At 72.7% G+C, this 14,295-nt stretch carries 11 protein-coding genes and 1 pseudogene; 4 read left to right on the plus strand and 8 right to left on the minus strand.

What is annotated here, in order from left to right:
- Positions 1 to 38: 38 nt before the first annotated feature.
- From ACSNOK_RS20940 to ACSNOK_RS20955, 4 genes and pseudogenes are all read right to left on the minus strand, one after another.
- The gene (locus tag ACSNOK_RS20940; protein WP_436782267.1) at positions 39 to 905 is read right to left on the minus strand and encodes a carbohydrate ABC transporter permease; all 867 of its coding nucleotides are present in this window, start codon (positions 903 to 905) and stop codon (positions 39 to 41) included.
- A complete protein-coding gene (locus ACSNOK_RS20945; protein WP_436782276.1) occupies positions 902 to 2,227 on the minus strand; it encodes an extracellular solute-binding protein in 1,326 nt (441 codons plus the stop codon). Before ACSNOK_RS20945 ends, ACSNOK_RS20940 begins: the two co-directional genes overlap by 4 nt.
- 280 nt (positions 2,228 to 2,507) lie before the next feature.
- Positions 2,508 to 3,221 carry a response regulator gene (locus ACSNOK_RS20950; protein ID WP_436782268.1) on the minus strand — a complete coding sequence of 238 codons (714 nt, stop codon included), beginning with the start codon at positions 3,219 to 3,221 and terminating at the stop codon, positions 2,508 to 2,510.
- Between the two features lie 413 nt (positions 3,222 to 3,634).
- Positions 3,635 to 5,272: pseudogene (locus ACSNOK_RS20955) on the minus strand (sensor histidine kinase); the annotation flags it as partial.
- A gap of 271 nt (positions 5,273 to 5,543) precedes the next feature.
- Between ACSNOK_RS20955 and ACSNOK_RS20960 the strand changes: the two are divergent.
- Positions 5,544 to 6,986 carry a cation:dicarboxylate symporter family transporter gene (locus tag ACSNOK_RS20960; RefSeq protein WP_436782277.1) on the plus strand — a complete coding sequence of 481 codons (1,443 nt, stop codon included), beginning with the start codon at positions 5,544 to 5,546 and terminating at the stop codon, positions 6,984 to 6,986.
- A gap of 85 nt (positions 6,987 to 7,071) precedes the next feature.
- Here the strand turns inward: ACSNOK_RS20960 and ACSNOK_RS20965 are convergent, their stop codons facing one another.
- Complete coding sequence (locus ACSNOK_RS20965) at positions 7,072 to 7,692, minus strand: TetR/AcrR family transcriptional regulator (RefSeq protein ID WP_436782269.1); 621 nt, start codon at positions 7,690 to 7,692, stop codon at positions 7,072 to 7,074.
- Between the two features lie 152 nt (positions 7,693 to 7,844).
- Here ACSNOK_RS20965 and ACSNOK_RS20970 point away from each other — a divergent pair, with 152 nt between their 5' ends.
- The gene (locus ACSNOK_RS20970) at positions 7,845 to 9,509 is read left to right on the plus strand and encodes an MFS transporter (protein ID WP_436782270.1); all 1,665 of its coding nucleotides are present in this window, start codon (positions 7,845 to 7,847) and stop codon (positions 9,507 to 9,509) included.
- 211 nt (positions 9,510 to 9,720) lie between these two features.
- Here ACSNOK_RS20970 and ACSNOK_RS20975 read toward each other — a convergent pair whose 3' ends face one another.
- The 3 genes from ACSNOK_RS20975 to ACSNOK_RS20985 all read right to left on the minus strand — a co-directional run bounded on the left by ACSNOK_RS20975 (position 9,721) and on the right by ACSNOK_RS20985 (position 11,775).
- On the minus strand, positions 9,721 to 9,933 hold the full coding sequence (locus tag ACSNOK_RS20975) for a hypothetical protein (protein ID WP_436782271.1): 213 nt from the start codon (positions 9,931 to 9,933) through the stop codon (positions 9,721 to 9,723).
- A gap of 112 nt (positions 9,934 to 10,045) precedes the next feature.
- A complete protein-coding gene (locus ACSNOK_RS20980) occupies positions 10,046 to 10,561 on the minus strand; it encodes an NUDIX domain-containing protein (protein WP_436782272.1) in 516 nt (171 codons plus the stop codon).
- Positions 10,558 to 11,775 carry a helix-turn-helix domain-containing protein gene (locus ACSNOK_RS20985; protein WP_436782273.1) on the minus strand — a complete coding sequence of 406 codons (1,218 nt, stop codon included), beginning with the start codon at positions 11,773 to 11,775 and terminating at the stop codon, positions 10,558 to 10,560. Before ACSNOK_RS20985 ends, ACSNOK_RS20980 begins: the two co-directional genes overlap by 4 nt.
- A gap of 203 nt (positions 11,776 to 11,978) precedes the next feature.
- On the opposite strand from ACSNOK_RS20985, the gene ACSNOK_RS20990 reads away from it, so the two are divergent.
- Positions 11,979 to 12,206 (plus strand): hypothetical protein, encoded by a 228-nt coding sequence (locus tag ACSNOK_RS20990; RefSeq protein WP_436782274.1) that lies wholly within the window; start codon positions 11,979 to 11,981, stop codon positions 12,204 to 12,206.
- Positions 12,207 to 12,678: 472 nt separating this feature from the next.
- Positions 12,679 to 14,175, plus strand: a complete 1,497-nt coding sequence (locus ACSNOK_RS20995; RefSeq protein WP_436782275.1) for an LPXTG cell wall anchor domain-containing protein — start codon at positions 12,679 to 12,681, stop codon at positions 14,173 to 14,175.
- Positions 14,176 to 14,295 lie beyond the last annotated feature (120 nt).

Raw genomic sequence — 14,295 nt, forward strand, 5'->3', positions numbered from 1 at the left:
GGCTGGGGGCGATGCGGCGGGCGGCGTATGGCGGGGGGTCACTCCTCGCGCAGCAAGCGCAGGTACACCACCGAGAACAGCCCCCCGACGAGCAGCAGGAGGAGCGCGACCGCCGTCCCGTACCCGATAAGGGACTTGAGGAAGGCCTGGTCGTACATGAAGACGGGGAGGGTCTCGCTCCGGTGGGACGGGCCGCCGCGCGTCATGGCCCAGATGAGGCCGAAGACCGACAGTGTCTGAAGGGTGTTGAGCATGAGGTTGGTGCCGATGGTGCGGCGGAGCATGGGGAGGGTGATGTAGAGGAAGCGGCGGGGGCCGGTGGCGCCGTCGACGAGGGCGGCCTCCGTCACGTCCTGGGGGACGGAGTCGAGCGCGGCGGAGTACACCAGCATCGAGAAGGCGGTGCCGCGCCAGACGTTGGCGAAGGAGACGGCCAGGATGGGAAGGGTGAACAGCCAGTTCTGGGTGGGCAGGTGGAGGTGTTCCAGGATGGCGTTGAGCGTGCCGCGCCGGTGGAAGAAGGTATAGAGCAGGAACCCCGCCACGATCTCCGGAACGACCCAGGCGGCGATCACGACCGCCCCCGTGACCGTGCGGACCGGCCGGGACGCGTGCCGCATCAGGGCGGCGAGTGCGAACCCCAGGGTGTTCTGGCCGACCAGGGACGACAGGACGGTGAAGAGGAGGGTCAGGACGACCGCGTCGCGGAAGTGCTCGTCCGCGAAGGCGTGCCGGAAGTTGTCCAGGCCGACCCACGAGGCCGACGCCTGGCCGGTGAGCCGGGTGTCGGTGAAGGCGATCCCGACGCACCAGACGACCGGGCCGGCCAGGAAGAGCAACAGCAGGACGGTGGCGGGCGCGAGGGGCAGCCAGCGGGCGGCCGTGGAGCGGCGGCGGGCGGTCACCGGTCGGCTCCGGCCGTGTCCGCGAAGGACCGCAGTTCCTCGTCGTAGTCGCGCGCGGCCCGGGCCGGCGAGGCGGCGCCCGTCGCGACGGCCTCCATCGCCTCCTGCAACGCCGAGGAGACCCGCGGATAGACCGGCAGTGCCGGGCGGTGGCGGGTGACCGCGACCAGGTCGGTGAAGAAGCCGATGCCCGGCACGTACGTCCGGTACCGCTCGTCGGCGGCCACGTCGGCCCGGACGGCGATCTGCCCGTCGCGCACGGTCCAGTCGAGCGCGCTCGGCCGGGATTGCAGCGTCTCGATCACCTCCCAGGCGAGATCCGCCTTCCGGGACCGGGCGGCGACGGCCCACGCCCAGCCGCCGGAGAGGCTCACCCGCCCGGGCGCCGCGCCGTGTTGGGTGGGGAAGGCGGTCACGCCCAGCACCCGTGACCAGGCGGGCCACGGCCGGGTGCCGCCGGGCTGCCAGTTCTTGCCGAGCCAGTTGCCGTCCAGGGCGATGGCGAGCTTCCCCTTGGGCAGCCACTCGGCGGTGACCCGGGTGCTCACGTTGGGGTCCAGGGCGTCGGTCGGGTCCGGGCCGAGCTTCTCGGCGTAGACGGTGCGGACGAACTCCAGGGCGTCCACGAACCCCTTCCGGCCCGTCAGCCACTTCTTCCGCGCCGGGTCGTACAGCGGGTCCCGTCCCGTGCCGTAGAGCAGCATCTCGAACCCCTGCATCGCCGCCGCCTCGCCGGGGCCCTTGCCCGTGTAGAGGTGGAACGGGATCACGCCGGGGACCCGGTCCCGGACGGCCCGCGCCGCGTCGAGGACGTCGTCCCAGGTGCGCGGCCGCCAGTCGGCCGGCAGGCCGGCCCGGGCGAAGATCTCCTTGTTGAACCACAGCCCCCGGGTGTCAGTCCCGTCCGGCACCCCGTACGTCCTGCCGTCCTCCGCCTTCACCAGTGCCTTGGCGGCCGGGAGGTACCGCTTCCAGTCCTGCCAGCCGGCCAGCTTGTCGTCCAGCGGTCTCAGGTAGCCGGACGCGACGTCGGAGTCGATGAGGGACGTGTCCTCGCGGACGAGGTCCGGCGCGGTCCGCGGCGAGCGCATCATCTGCTGCACCTTGACGGCGTAGTCGTCCTGCGCGGCCTGCACGGGCACGAGCCGCAGCTTCCGGCCGGGGTGCTCGCGCTCGAACCGCCGCTTCACGCCCGCCAGATAGTCGTCCAGGATCCGGTACTTGTTGTCGGTGCTCCGCTGGTAGACGACCCGCACGGTGTCGGGATCACCTCCCGGGTCGCCGCAGGCGGTCAGCGGGCCGGCGAGCGACGCGACGGTCAGCGCGGCGGCGAGGAGCGCGGGGCGTGCGCGGGTGGTGGGGTGTAGGCGGGTGCCGGAGCGGACGCGGGTGGCGGGGCGTAGGCGACCGGCGCGGCGTACGCGGTCGGCGGGGTGCACGGGAGGGGTGGGGCGCACGGGCACGACCTCCTACGGGCCGGAGCCTGCGGCCCGCTGCGGGCCCGGCGGCTCGGTGGCACCCGGTAACGTTCCCTGCCCGGCGTGGCGGTACGCGCGGGAGGGCGGCGTGGCCGGGCCGGGAGCGGCGACGGCCGGCCGCTCCTCAGCCGCCGCTCAGCCACCGGTACCGCAGCTCCGGGCGGCCCACCTGTCCGTACAGTGGTGCCCTGTCCGCGCGGCCGGTGGCGACCAGGTGTTCCAGGTAACGGCGGGCCGTGATGCGGGAGATGCCCACCGCGCCGCCGGCCGTCGTGGCGGAGACGCCGTCAGGGCCGGCAGCCCGCAGGGTGCCGGTGATCGCCGCCAGGGTGTCCGTGCTCAGGCCCTTGGGCAGCACGGCGGGGCGCGGGGCGCGCAGCGTGCCGAGGGCGCGGTCCACCTCGTCCTGGCCGCTCGCCTCGCCCGCGACGGAGCGGAACTCGGCGTACCGGACGAGCCGTTCGCGCAGGGTGGTGAAGGTGAACGGTTTGAGGACGTACTGCACGACGCCCAGCGACACGCCCTCCCGGACCACCGCCAGGTCGCGGGCCGAGGTGACGGCGATGACGTCGGCGGTGTGGCCGGCGGAGCGCAGGGAGCGCAGCAGCCGCAGCCCGTGGCCGTCGGGGAGGTAGAGGTCGAGCAGCAGGAGGTCGGCGGGGGAGCGCTTGAGGAACTGCGAGGCGTCCCCCACCGAGTGCGCCACCCCGGCGACGGCGAAGCCCGGGACCCGCCGGACGTAGAGGGCGTGGGCGTCGGCGGCTACCGGGTCGTCCTCCACGACGAGGACGCGGATCGGCGGGGCGGGGGCGGGCGGCGGCGGTACGGGTGGCGTCACGGTCGCCCACCGGAACCGCTCGGCGGCACGCCGGTGGGGCCGTTGGACCCGTCGGGCAGGCCGGCGCACGTCCGGTCCCGTCGTTCGGTGGCGCTTCCGGCCGGCGACGCGGCCCCGGCCCTCTCCGTCCCCGCCAGGGCGGACCCGTCGGGTGCTGCGGAACCGGTCCTGTTCGTCCGTTCCATGCGGGCGTCCCCTCGCCGCCGGACGTCGGTGCGGTGCGGCTGTTCGGCTGGGGTCCGGTCTGGCGTCGGGGTGTCGGTGGGGTGCGGTCGTTCGGTTGGGGTCCGGTCTGGCGTCGGGACTTCGGTGCCGTGCGGCTGTTCGGCTCGGGCCCGGTCCGGCGCCGGGACGCCCGTGCGGTGCGGCCGTTCGGCTCCGGTCCGGCCCGGCGTCGGGGCGTCGGTCCCGTCCGGCCGTCCGGCGGTCCCCCGCAGCGGCAGCCGGACCGTGAACTCCGCGCCGGCCGACGGGGCCCGGCCCACCTCGACCGTGCCGCCGTTGCGCACCGCCGCCTGGCGGACGAGGGCGAGGCCGAGGCCGTGGCCGTGTGCGGTGCCGTCGGCGCCCTTGGTGGACCAGCCGCGGCGGAAGACCTCGTCGGCCGTTCCGGGTGGCAGGCCCGGGCCGGTGTCGGTGACGCGCAGCAGCAGGTCGTCGCCGTCGGGGCGGACGGTCACGGTGACCCGGGCGGCGCCGGCGGGGAGGCCGTCGCCGGGGCGCGGGCCGGCCGCGTCGACCGCGTTGTCGATGAGGTTGCCGAGGACGGTGACCAGGTCGCGGGTGGGCAGGGCGGGCGGCAGCAGGCCGTCGTCCACGTGGCTGTCGGGGGAGAGGAGGAGTTCCACGCCGTGCTCGTTGGCGTGGGCGGCCTTGCCGAGCAGCAGCGCGGCGAGGACCGGTTCGGCGACGGCGGCCACCACCTGGTCGGTGAGGGCCTGGGCGAGCTCCAGTTCGGCGGTGGCGAAGCCGATCGCCTCCTCGGCGCGGCCGAGTTCGATCAGCGAGACGACGGTGTGCAGCCGGTTGGCGGCTTCGTGCGCCTGGGAGCGCAGGGCCTCGGCGAAGCCCCGGACGGAGTCCAGTTCACCGCTGAGGGCCTGGAGTTCGGTGTGGTCCCGGAGGGTGACGACGGTGCCGCGGTGCTGACCGCCGGAGACCGGCGAGGTGTTGACGACGAGCGTACGGTCGGCGGTCAGGTGCAGTTCGTCGACGCGCGGCTCGGGCGCCAGCAGGGCGTCGGTCAGCGACCGGGGCAGGGCGAGGTCGGTGACGTGCCGGCCGACGGCGTCCGTCCCGCGCAACCCGAGGAGCTCCCGGCCGCCGTCGTTGACGAGGGCCACCCTGCGCTGCCCGTCCAGCATCAGCAGCCCCTCGCGTACCGCGTGCAGGGCGGCCTGGTGGTAGTCGTGCATCCGGGCCAGTTCGGTGGCGTTCATCCCGTGGGTGTGCCGCCGCAGCCGCCGGTTGAGGACGTACGTCCCGGCGCCGCCCAGCGCGAGGACGGCCGCGGCGAAGGCGAGCAGGGCGACGACCTGGCGCCGGTGTCGCGCGCTGATCGCGTCGACCGTGATGCCGGCGCTGACCAGGGCGGTGACGCGGCCGTGCCGGTCCCGTACGGGGGCGACGGCTCGGACGGACGGGCCGAGCGTGCCGGTGTACGTCTCCGCGAACACCCGTCCCTCCAGGGCGGGCGCGGTGTGGCCGAGGAAGCGCTCGCCGATCCTGGCCGGGTCGGGGTGCGTCCAACGGGTGCCCCGCGGGCTCATGATGGTCACGAAGTCCACGCCGGTGTCGCGCCGCACCTGCTCCGCGTAGGGCTGGAGCGTACGCGAGGGGTGCTCCGATCCGGCCGCCGCGGCGACGGCGGGGGACGCGGCGACCGCCGTCGCCGTCGCGGTCACCTGCCGGCGCGCGGCCTTCTCGGCCTCCGCGCGGTCGGAGATCCAGGCGAACGCGGCGCACCCCGCCACCACCGCGGCCACCAGCACGATCTGCACGGCGAAGAGCTGGCCGGCGAGGCTGCGGGAACGTATGCGAGGTGTGCGCATGGCCGACAGTGTGCCCCGCGGCCCATTCGTGAACGTAATGCACGCAAGGGTGACCGCCGTCACAGTGGCGTGCATAGTCTGCGGGACTCCGCCGAACGGACGGGCGGGGTCGGTCCGCACGAGCCGCGACGACGAGGAGCCCCACGTGACAGCCGTGAAGACGACGTCACCGTCCACCCCGCCGGGACCACCGGGACGGCCGGGACCGCCGGAACGGGCGGCCGGGAAGCGGGACCGGACCCACTACCTCTACCTCGCCGTCATCGCGGCGGTGCTGGCCGGTATCGCGGTCGGCTTCGCCGCCCCGGGCACGGCCGTCGAACTGAAGCCGCTGGGCACCGGGTTCGTCAATCTCATCAAGATGATGATCTCGCCCGTCATCTTCTGCACGATCGTGCTCGGTATCGGATCGGTGCGCAAGGCCGCCAAGGTCGGCGCGGTGGGCGGACTCGCGCTCGGCTACTTCCTGTTGATGTCGAGCGTGGCGCTGGCCATCGGCCTGCTGGTCGGCAACCTGCTGGAGCCCGGCAGCGGCCTGCACCTGACGGACGCGGTCCGGCACGCCGGCGAGGCCCAGGCCAAGAACGCGCACGAGTCCACCACCGCGTTCCTCCTCGGCATCATCCCCACCACCCTGGTCTCCGCCCTCACCGGCGGCGAGGTACTGCAGACGCTGCTGGTGGCCCTGCTGGTGGGCTTCGGCCTCCAGGCCATGGGCGGCGCGGGGGAGCCGGTGCTGCGCGGCATCGGGCACGTGCAGAAGCTGGTCTTCCGGGTGCTGTCCATGATCATGTGGGTGGCGCCGGTGGGCGCCTTCGGCGCCATCGCCGCGGTGGTCGGGGCGACCGGCGTCGACGCGCTGAAGTCGCTCGCCGTCATCATGATCGGCTTCTATGCGACGTGTCTGCTGTTCGTCGTGGTCGTGCTGGGGACGCTGTTGCGCCTGGTGGCCGGGCCCGGGGTGAACATCTTCCGGCTGCTGAGGTACCTGGGGCGGGAGTTCCTGCTGATCCTGTCCACCTCCTCGTCGGAGTCGGCACTGCCCCGGCTCATCGCGAAGATGGAGCACCTGGGCGTCAGCCGGCCCGTCGTCGGCATCACCGTGCCGACCGGCTACTCCTTCAACCTCGACGGCACCGCCATCTACCTCACCATGGCCTCGCTGTTTATCGCCGAGGCGATGGGCAAGCCGCTCGGCCTGGGGCAGCAGGTCTCCCTGCTGCTGTTCATGATCGTCGCGTCCAAGGGCGCGGCGGGCGTCACCGGCGCCGGACTGGCCACGCTCGCCGGCGGCCTCCAGTCCCACCGGCCCGAACTCGTCGACGGCGTCGGCCTGATCGTCGGCATCGACCGCTTCATGAGCGAAGCGCGCGCCATGACCAACTTCGCCGGGAACGCGGTCGCGACGGTCCTCGTCGGCACCTGGACGAAGGAGATCGACCGGGAGCGGGCCCGGGAGGTCCTCGCCGGACGGCTGCCCTTCGACGAGAGCACGCTGACGGCGGACGGGCATGGGGCGGTGGGGTCACAGGAGGGGCAGGAGCCGCGGGAGTCACGGGAAGCGGATGGGGCGGCGGGGCCTGCGGAACCTTCGGAGCCTGCGGGTCCTTCGGAGCCTGGGGGACCTTCGGGGCCTGGGGGACCTTCGGGGCCTGGGGGACCGGAGGGGCCGGATGAGCCGCGCGAGGCGGGTCGGGCGCCGGCGGGCGTCTGAGAGGTTTCCGACGCGGGGGCCGGGATCGGACAGTGATCCGACCCCGGCCCCCTCGTCGTCGTGCCGCCGCGGATCCGACGCCGCGTCAGGCCTCCACCCGCTCCGCCGCGATCCGTTCCACCAGCTCCGCCGCTTCCTCCGCCCGGACGCCCGCCGCCGTCAGGACCGTCACGGCGGCCGAGCGGCCCGCCCGCTCCGGGGGGAGCAGCCCGTCGTTGACGGCCTGGAGCAGCCCGAACAGGATCTGCTCGTGCACGTAGGCGAGGGCGGCCGCGGGCAGGACGGACGTGAAGCGCCCCGCCTCCAGACCGCGCCGGAGCAACGCCTCGCTCTCCCGCCGCACCGGCTCCAGCCGGCGCAGGATCCCCTCCACCGTGACGCTGCGCTGCGCCATGGAGACCAGCAGGCGATAGCCGTCGGCGATCTCCCACACCGCGAGGATCGCGCGGGCCAGCGCCTCCGCCGCGTCGTCGGGGTCGCCGACGGCCCGCAGCGCCGCGGCGCGCGCCGCGCCGACCGTCTCCGCCGCGTCGTCCACCAGGGCCGCGACCAGCGCGTCGCGGCCGGGGAAGTGTCCGTAGACGGTACGCCGGACGACGCCGGCCGCGCGGGCGATCTGGTCCATGCTCGCCTCGGGGTCGCGCAGCAGCTCCGCGAGGGCGACGTCCAGGATGCGGCGGCGATTGGCGTTCGCTCTGCCGGTCATCGGTTCTCTTCTCCGTCGGGCCCGTCCGGCCCGCCGAGGGCCTTCCCCCTTATTTTCCCCCTCATTTTGCACACCGCCGTCCACCCCCCTTACATTGCACACCAGTGGGTAATTGCACAACCGTGTGCAAGAACGAGGAAAGGACGAATGCCATGCGCCTGGGGATATCGCGTCCCGTCGACGCGATGGACGGGCCGTACGCGCGACGCTGGTGGGCCTTGGGGGTGCTCTGCATCAGCCTGCTGATCATCGTCATGGCGAACACCTCGCTGACGGTGGCCGCCCCGGACATGGTCCAGAGCCTCGGCCTCGGCAGCTCCGACCTCCAGTGGGTCATCGACGGCTACACCGTGCCGTACGCCGCGCTGATGCTGATCCTGGGCGCGGTCGGTGACAAGTACAGCCGCCGGGGCGCCCTCGTCCTCGGCCTCCTGGTCTTCGCCGGGGCGTCGGTCGCGGGCTCCCTCGTCGACAGCGCGGCGGGCGTCATCGCGTCCCGCGCCGCGATGGGCGTCGGCGCGGCCATGATCATGCCGGCGACGCTGTCGCTGCTCGCGGCGACCTTCCCGCGCGCCGAGCGGGCCAAGGCCATCACCATCTGGACGGCCACCGCCGGTCTCGCCATCGCCGTCGGCCCGCTGGTCGCGGGCGCGCTGCTGGAGGACCACGGCTGGGCCTCGACGTTCCTGATCAACGTGCCGATCGCGCTGCTGGGCGTCGTCGGCGCGCTGTTCCTCGTGCCGCCGTCCAAGGCGGAGAACGTCGAGAAGATCGACTACATCGGCGGCCTGCTGTCCGTCATCTGGGTCGGCTCCCTGATCTACATGATCATCGAGGGACCGCACTTCGGCTGGGGCGCCAAGGCCATCACGGCCGCGGTCGTGGCCGGCGTCGGCCTCGTCTGCTTCGTGCTGTGGGAGCTGCGCCACCCGCGTCCCGTGCTGGACGTCCGCCGCTTCGCCCAGCGTGCCTTCGCCGGCTCCACGCTGGCGGTCGCCCTCTTCTTCCTCGCCGTCTTCGGCGCCTTCTACTACCTCACCCAGCACCTGCAGTTCGTGCTCGGCTACTCGCCGCTGGACACCGGCGTCCGCATGCTGCCGCTGGCCGGCGCGGTGTTCGTGGGCGGCGCGCTGACCGCGCTGCTCACCCCGCGCTTCGGCATGAAGATCACGGTGGCGCTGGGCATGACCGTCGGCACGGTCGCGATCGCGCTCCTCACCCGAGTCGACGCGTCCTCGTCCTACGGCGACTTCGTCCTGCCGCTGATCATCCTGGGCCTGGCCATCGGCCTGTCCCTGTCGCCCTGCACCAACGCCATCATGGGCTCCTTCCCGGAGAGCCAGCTCGGCGTCGGCGGTGCCGTCAACAGCACCTCCATCGAGCTCGGCGGCTCCCTCGGCATCGCCATCCTCGGCACCGTGCTCGCCAAGACCTACTCCTCCAACCTCGGTGACGCCGCCGCCAAGGCCGCCGCCGCGGGCGGCCCCAAGCTGCCGGAGAAGGCGCTCTCCGCCGCCCAGGACTCGGTCGGCGCGGGTCTCTACGTCGCCAAGGAGGTCGGCAAGCAGGTCGCGGCCGGCGCCGCGCCCAAGGTCGGCCCGGAGAAGGCCGCCGCCCTCGGCGCCCAGCAGGCGCAGACCGTCGTCGAGGCCGTCCACAAGGCGTTCGCCGACTCGGTCGCCCACACCAGCGTCGTCGGCGCCGTCATCCTCGGCATCGGCACCGTCGTCGTCGCCCTCCTCCTCCCGCGCAAGGCCGCCCAGCCGGCCCCGGCCGCGACGGAGAAGCCGGCGGAACGGGAGAACGAGCGGGTCTGACGCTCACCGAGCCGTGAGGCATAGCGCGTCGGGGGGGGGGGGGGGGGGGGGGGGGGGGGTCCGGGGGAAACCCCGGGCCCGCCCCGACCGTCTTTCGACCGGCCTCTGACATGTGATGCGGCCGGCTCGACCGCCGAGAGCCCGCCTTCGGCCCGCATGCCGCCGAGCTCCGACCGCCGGGCCGAGGTCAGCCGACCGGGAAGCCGTCCGTTCAGTACCGCATCACCCAGTGCTGCTCCGGCGGGTAGTCCGAGGCGCAGGTCCACACGGTGATGACCGTCCCGTAGGCCGTGCTGTCCACGCCCGGCGGGCCGGGATGTGCGAGATGTGCAGAGCTTCTCCACCATGTGCGCGGCTCCTCGGCCCGCGGCATGCGGCCCCGGTCCGGATAGGGGGCGATCAGCGCCTCGCCGCCAAGCGGCATGCGCCGTAGCGGTGCCGCGACGTCAGCGGGTGCGGTTTCGTGTCGGGGGACAGGTGACAGGTGGCGGGATGCGGGGCCGGCTTGCAGCCTCCCGCTCACCTGCGACGCAGTTTCAGAGAGGACCGTGGCCGTCTGTGCGCAGATACCTGGGGGCTCCTTCCCTCAGCGCGGCCACGGCGGCGGTGAAGCGCCGGGCCAGGCGGGCGCCCAGGAGGCGCCGAGCTTGTCCGGCCGCGAAGAACGCCAGCTCGGACAACTCTCCGTCGCAGGGACGCAGACCGGCGACCGTCGCGGCGTCGAGCACTCCGCCGTCGAACACGAAGGCGATCTGATCGTCCCAAGGTCCGTGCGGCGCCACCCAGTCCACGACGAGCAGCCCACCCGCCGTCACCTCTACGCCCAACTCCTCCCGTAACTCCCGCTGCGCCGCGAGATCCGGTGCCTCATTGGCCTCGGCCATCCCGCCGGGGAGGTCCCAGCCGGGCTTGTAGGTGGGCTTCACCAACAGGAAGTCACCCGCCACGTCCCGGAGCAGCATATCGGCGCTCACCCGCTTGCGCGCCTGCCGGGCGTTGCCCTCCGCCAGGTACGCGTTCCAGGCTTCGGGGTCGGAAGGGGTCGGTTTCATGCCTGCGCGCCTTCGTCGTGCTCCGGCACCAGGTCGGCCAGGAGCAGTGACTGCGTTCTTCCGAAATCGTCCATCCTGGCCACGAGCTCTCGAAGTGGTGGATACGCGCGATGCGGCAGGAGCTGGTGCCTCAAGCAGGACATGTGCCGCATCACTCGAACCGAGCCCAGTGCCGGGCTGATGGCCGGCAGATCCGTCCCATGGTGCACCACGGCATCCCAGTCGTTCCGACGGGCATGGATGCTGACCAAGTTGATGCGGTTCAACGCGAGGGAGCGCACCCGGTTCCCTTCCCGAGATTCGGTCGCATGTTCCGCGTAGGCGAGGGCTTTGCCGTAGGACGCCATGTCTCGCATGGCCAGAGCCGCCTCACTGGCCAGAGAAGTCGTGTCGAAGGGGCTCACCCACGGGTGGGTCGTCGACGGTGACCTTTCCAGAGCCTCTTGCGACTGAGCGAGACAGCGAACCGCTGCGGCTGGTCTCCCTCCCGCCGCGGCGGCCCTCGCGCCCATCGCGAGAAGCCGAGCTGAAAGAGCGGGCAGGTCGGGACCCTTGGCGGCGAAGCCGAGGCCGACGCTCGCCCAATGCGCCGCTTTCAGCGCGTCACCAGTCTGGAGTGCGAGGTGACTGCTGCTCGCCGCGATATTGGCCGACAGTGACCAGTCTCCGGATACGCGAGCGAGATGCAGGGCGCGCGTCAAGTGCCCGGCCGCCAGGTCGTCACGGCCGGAGTCATGGGCCATCCAGCCCGCCATCTCTGAGAACGAAGCCGCCGCCGCGAAGGATTGGGTGTCGCTCTCCGAGGCGACGAGCCTCCGGGCGACCCGCTCGTGCAGGTGGCGCACCACAGCCTGGTACACACGTCCGCCGCCCGTCGATTTGTCCACCTCGCGGAAGGCGTTCACGGCGGTCACGTCGTCGGCCGCCGGCGCTGTCCGCTCTTCAGGTCCGGGAGGTTCCGGATGCGGTTCCCACGGCCGGTCGGCGATCCTCAGCAGCTTTCCCGGGATGCGTAACCCGTCGGCGATCTCTTCGAAGAGCGCCGGCTTCTCGACCCGGCTCTTGCCGTTCATGTAGTCGTAGAGGCGGCCTTGCGAGACGCCTGCCAGTTCCGCGATGCGGCGGGTGCTGATGCCACGGTGGTTGAGCATGCGGAAGACCGCGCCCATGTCGCGTCTCGCGCACGCGTCGGTGAACCGTGCGTCGTCGAGCAAACTCGCTACGACGTGCCCTGGGTGCTGTGTCGGTTTCACCGCATCCCTCTCCTCGGTGTTGGGCGAAGCGTAGACGCGAGGAGCAGGCCCGACTCCGTCTTGGCGTCATCTCACGGGGTCACTTCGGGGTTTGTCAGGGCTGTTGACTGGCGGCAAGTGTCGATCCGGCCCGGTGCCGAGTCCGGGCCCGAACCTCAAGGCGGATGTTCATGAACCTGCCCGCCCCTATCTGGGACCTGGGTCCCCTGGTTTCGGTACCCCACTCCGGCGGGCCGCTGCTCTATCCGACGCGGGAGGAGTGCGGCGTCTGCCGTCGGTACCAAGGCAAGATCGCGGTGACCCGGGCGGCCGGGCTTCCGGAGCTGACCCTGGGGTTCCGCACGGCGTGGGACGGTCACCTGAAAGAGCACCCGCATCGGGATTCCTCTTGAGGCACGTGTGGTACCCGGCCGCCGTTGCCGTGCCGGTACGGCGGTCGGGCGTTGGTAGCGGCGGTGGCGGCGGCCGGGCGTGCGCCTTATGCCCTTGGCGGTGGGACGCGTTCCACGCGTGGGCCGTTCGTGGTGCGGCGGCCGAGGATCGGGGCGCGGGGGCCGGGGGACGGGAGATCCCACCGGCCCGGCTGCGGCCTGCCCGGAACCGTCCCGCCGGAGACGACTCCTTCCGGCCGTACCCCGACCGTCCGCCACGGGCCTTGGCGTCTACGCCGAAACTTCCGCCGTACCCGCCGTACCCGCCGTCCGCACCGTGCCGCGTCCCACCGCCCGCCGGGTGACGCACGACGCGCCGGTCCCCCGCCGCTGACCTCCTGAGGAGAGAAACCGCATGTCACAGTCCGTACGTCCGAGAACGGCCGTCGCTCTGTCCGGCGCCCTGCTCGGCACGGCGCTCCTGATTCCGACGGTGGTGGCGTTGCCCGCCGGGGCGGAGGAGAAGAGCGCTTCCGACGCGTCACTCGCCTCGCCTGACAAGGCGGCCGTCACCTGGGCCGTGTCCCGGCTCGTCGACGGCGACGGCACCGAACCCGATGCCGCCCAGGGTGACCACCTCCCCGGTGACGACGTCGGGCTGACCGCGGACTTCGTGATCGGTGCGGCGGCGAGCCAGACCGCGCGCGAGGCGGCGGACCGGGCCACCAACTGGCTGCAGAAGCAGGCCGGGGGCTATCTTCACCCGACCCGTGGAAAGGCCGTATCCGCGGGCGCGGCGGCCAAACTCGCCCTCGTGGCCGCCATCGAGGACCGTGACCCGACCGCCTTCGGCGGCGACCCGAGGAAGGGGGGTGGCGGCCATGACCTGATCGACCTCCTGCTGCACACGCAGCAGAAAAATGGCCAGTTCCAGGACACGGAACTCGACCCCGGCCAGGACAAGGCGAGCCGTTCCGCCCAGTCGCTCGCGATCCTCGCTCTGCAGCAAAGCCAGTCCCGCATCAAGAACGCGGACGTGGCGGAGAAGGTGCGCGACGAGGCGTTGCCCCATGCGGTTGCCCACCTGGTGACCACTCACTGTGCCCGTGATGACGGGTTTTCCTCCGCGGCGCGGCCCGACCCCAAGACGTGCACGTCGGATGTCGAGGGCACGGCGATGGCGCTCCAGGCACTGATCCCCTTCAAGGAGAGCAACCCCGACGCCAAAAAGGTCGTCAGCAAAGCCTTCACCTGGCTGCAGAAGCAGCAGAAGCCCAACGGTTCCTTCAACGGGACCGATGGGAAAAAGAGCGTCGGCGGCACCGCTCTCGCCGTCCAGGCGCTGACGGCGAACGGCGACGGAACGAATGCCGATCGGGGAGTCCGCTGGCTGAAGCGTCTGCAATGCAATTGCTCGTCGGACGTCAAGGCGGCCGACCGCGGAGCCGTACCCCGCAAGAAGAACCAGGGAGCCACGAACGCACTGACTTCCACTGTCAGCGCGATTCCCGGGCTGGCCAAGCGGCCGTTCCTGTTCATCGACTCCGAGGGCTGGGCGAAGCCGACGTACGTCGTCAAGTGCTCAGGCGGCAGTGGCTCGACTGGTACGTCCGGTGGCACCGGTGGCTCCCCCGACCCCGGTGGTGACACCAGCGGCAAGGGCAAGCCCAGCCGCAGCCCCAGCCCCTCGACCAGTTCCCCGGCACCCGGCCGGACCGCGTCCGAGACGGCTTCTCCGTCGCCGTCGGCCTCGGCCTCCACGGCCGACACCACGACCGGTGGGACCGGGACGGGAGGAACCGGCTCGACGTCCACCGGTTACGGCTCGTCGGGCGGCAGCGGCAGCGGCGGGAGCACCGGCAGCAGCGGCAATCTCGCGGCCACCGGCGCCGACCGGACCGTCCCGCTCGCTCTCGGGGCGGGCGCGCTCGTGGTCGCCGGTGCCGGGGCCGTCGTCTTCGCGCGCCGGCGCCGGGGCGACCGCGTCTGACAGGGCGCCCGCACGGGGCATCCTCCGGACCGGATGGGAGGATGCCCTGGGGCGCGCACCGGGCGGGCGGTGTGAGGCCGCCCCGGCGGCCCGCCGAACTGCCCCGGACCGCCCCCCGCC

The organism is Streptomyces sp. URMC 126 (assembly GCF_051386555.1).
GTDB lineage: Bacteria > Actinomycetota > Actinomycetes > Streptomycetales > Streptomycetaceae > Streptomyces.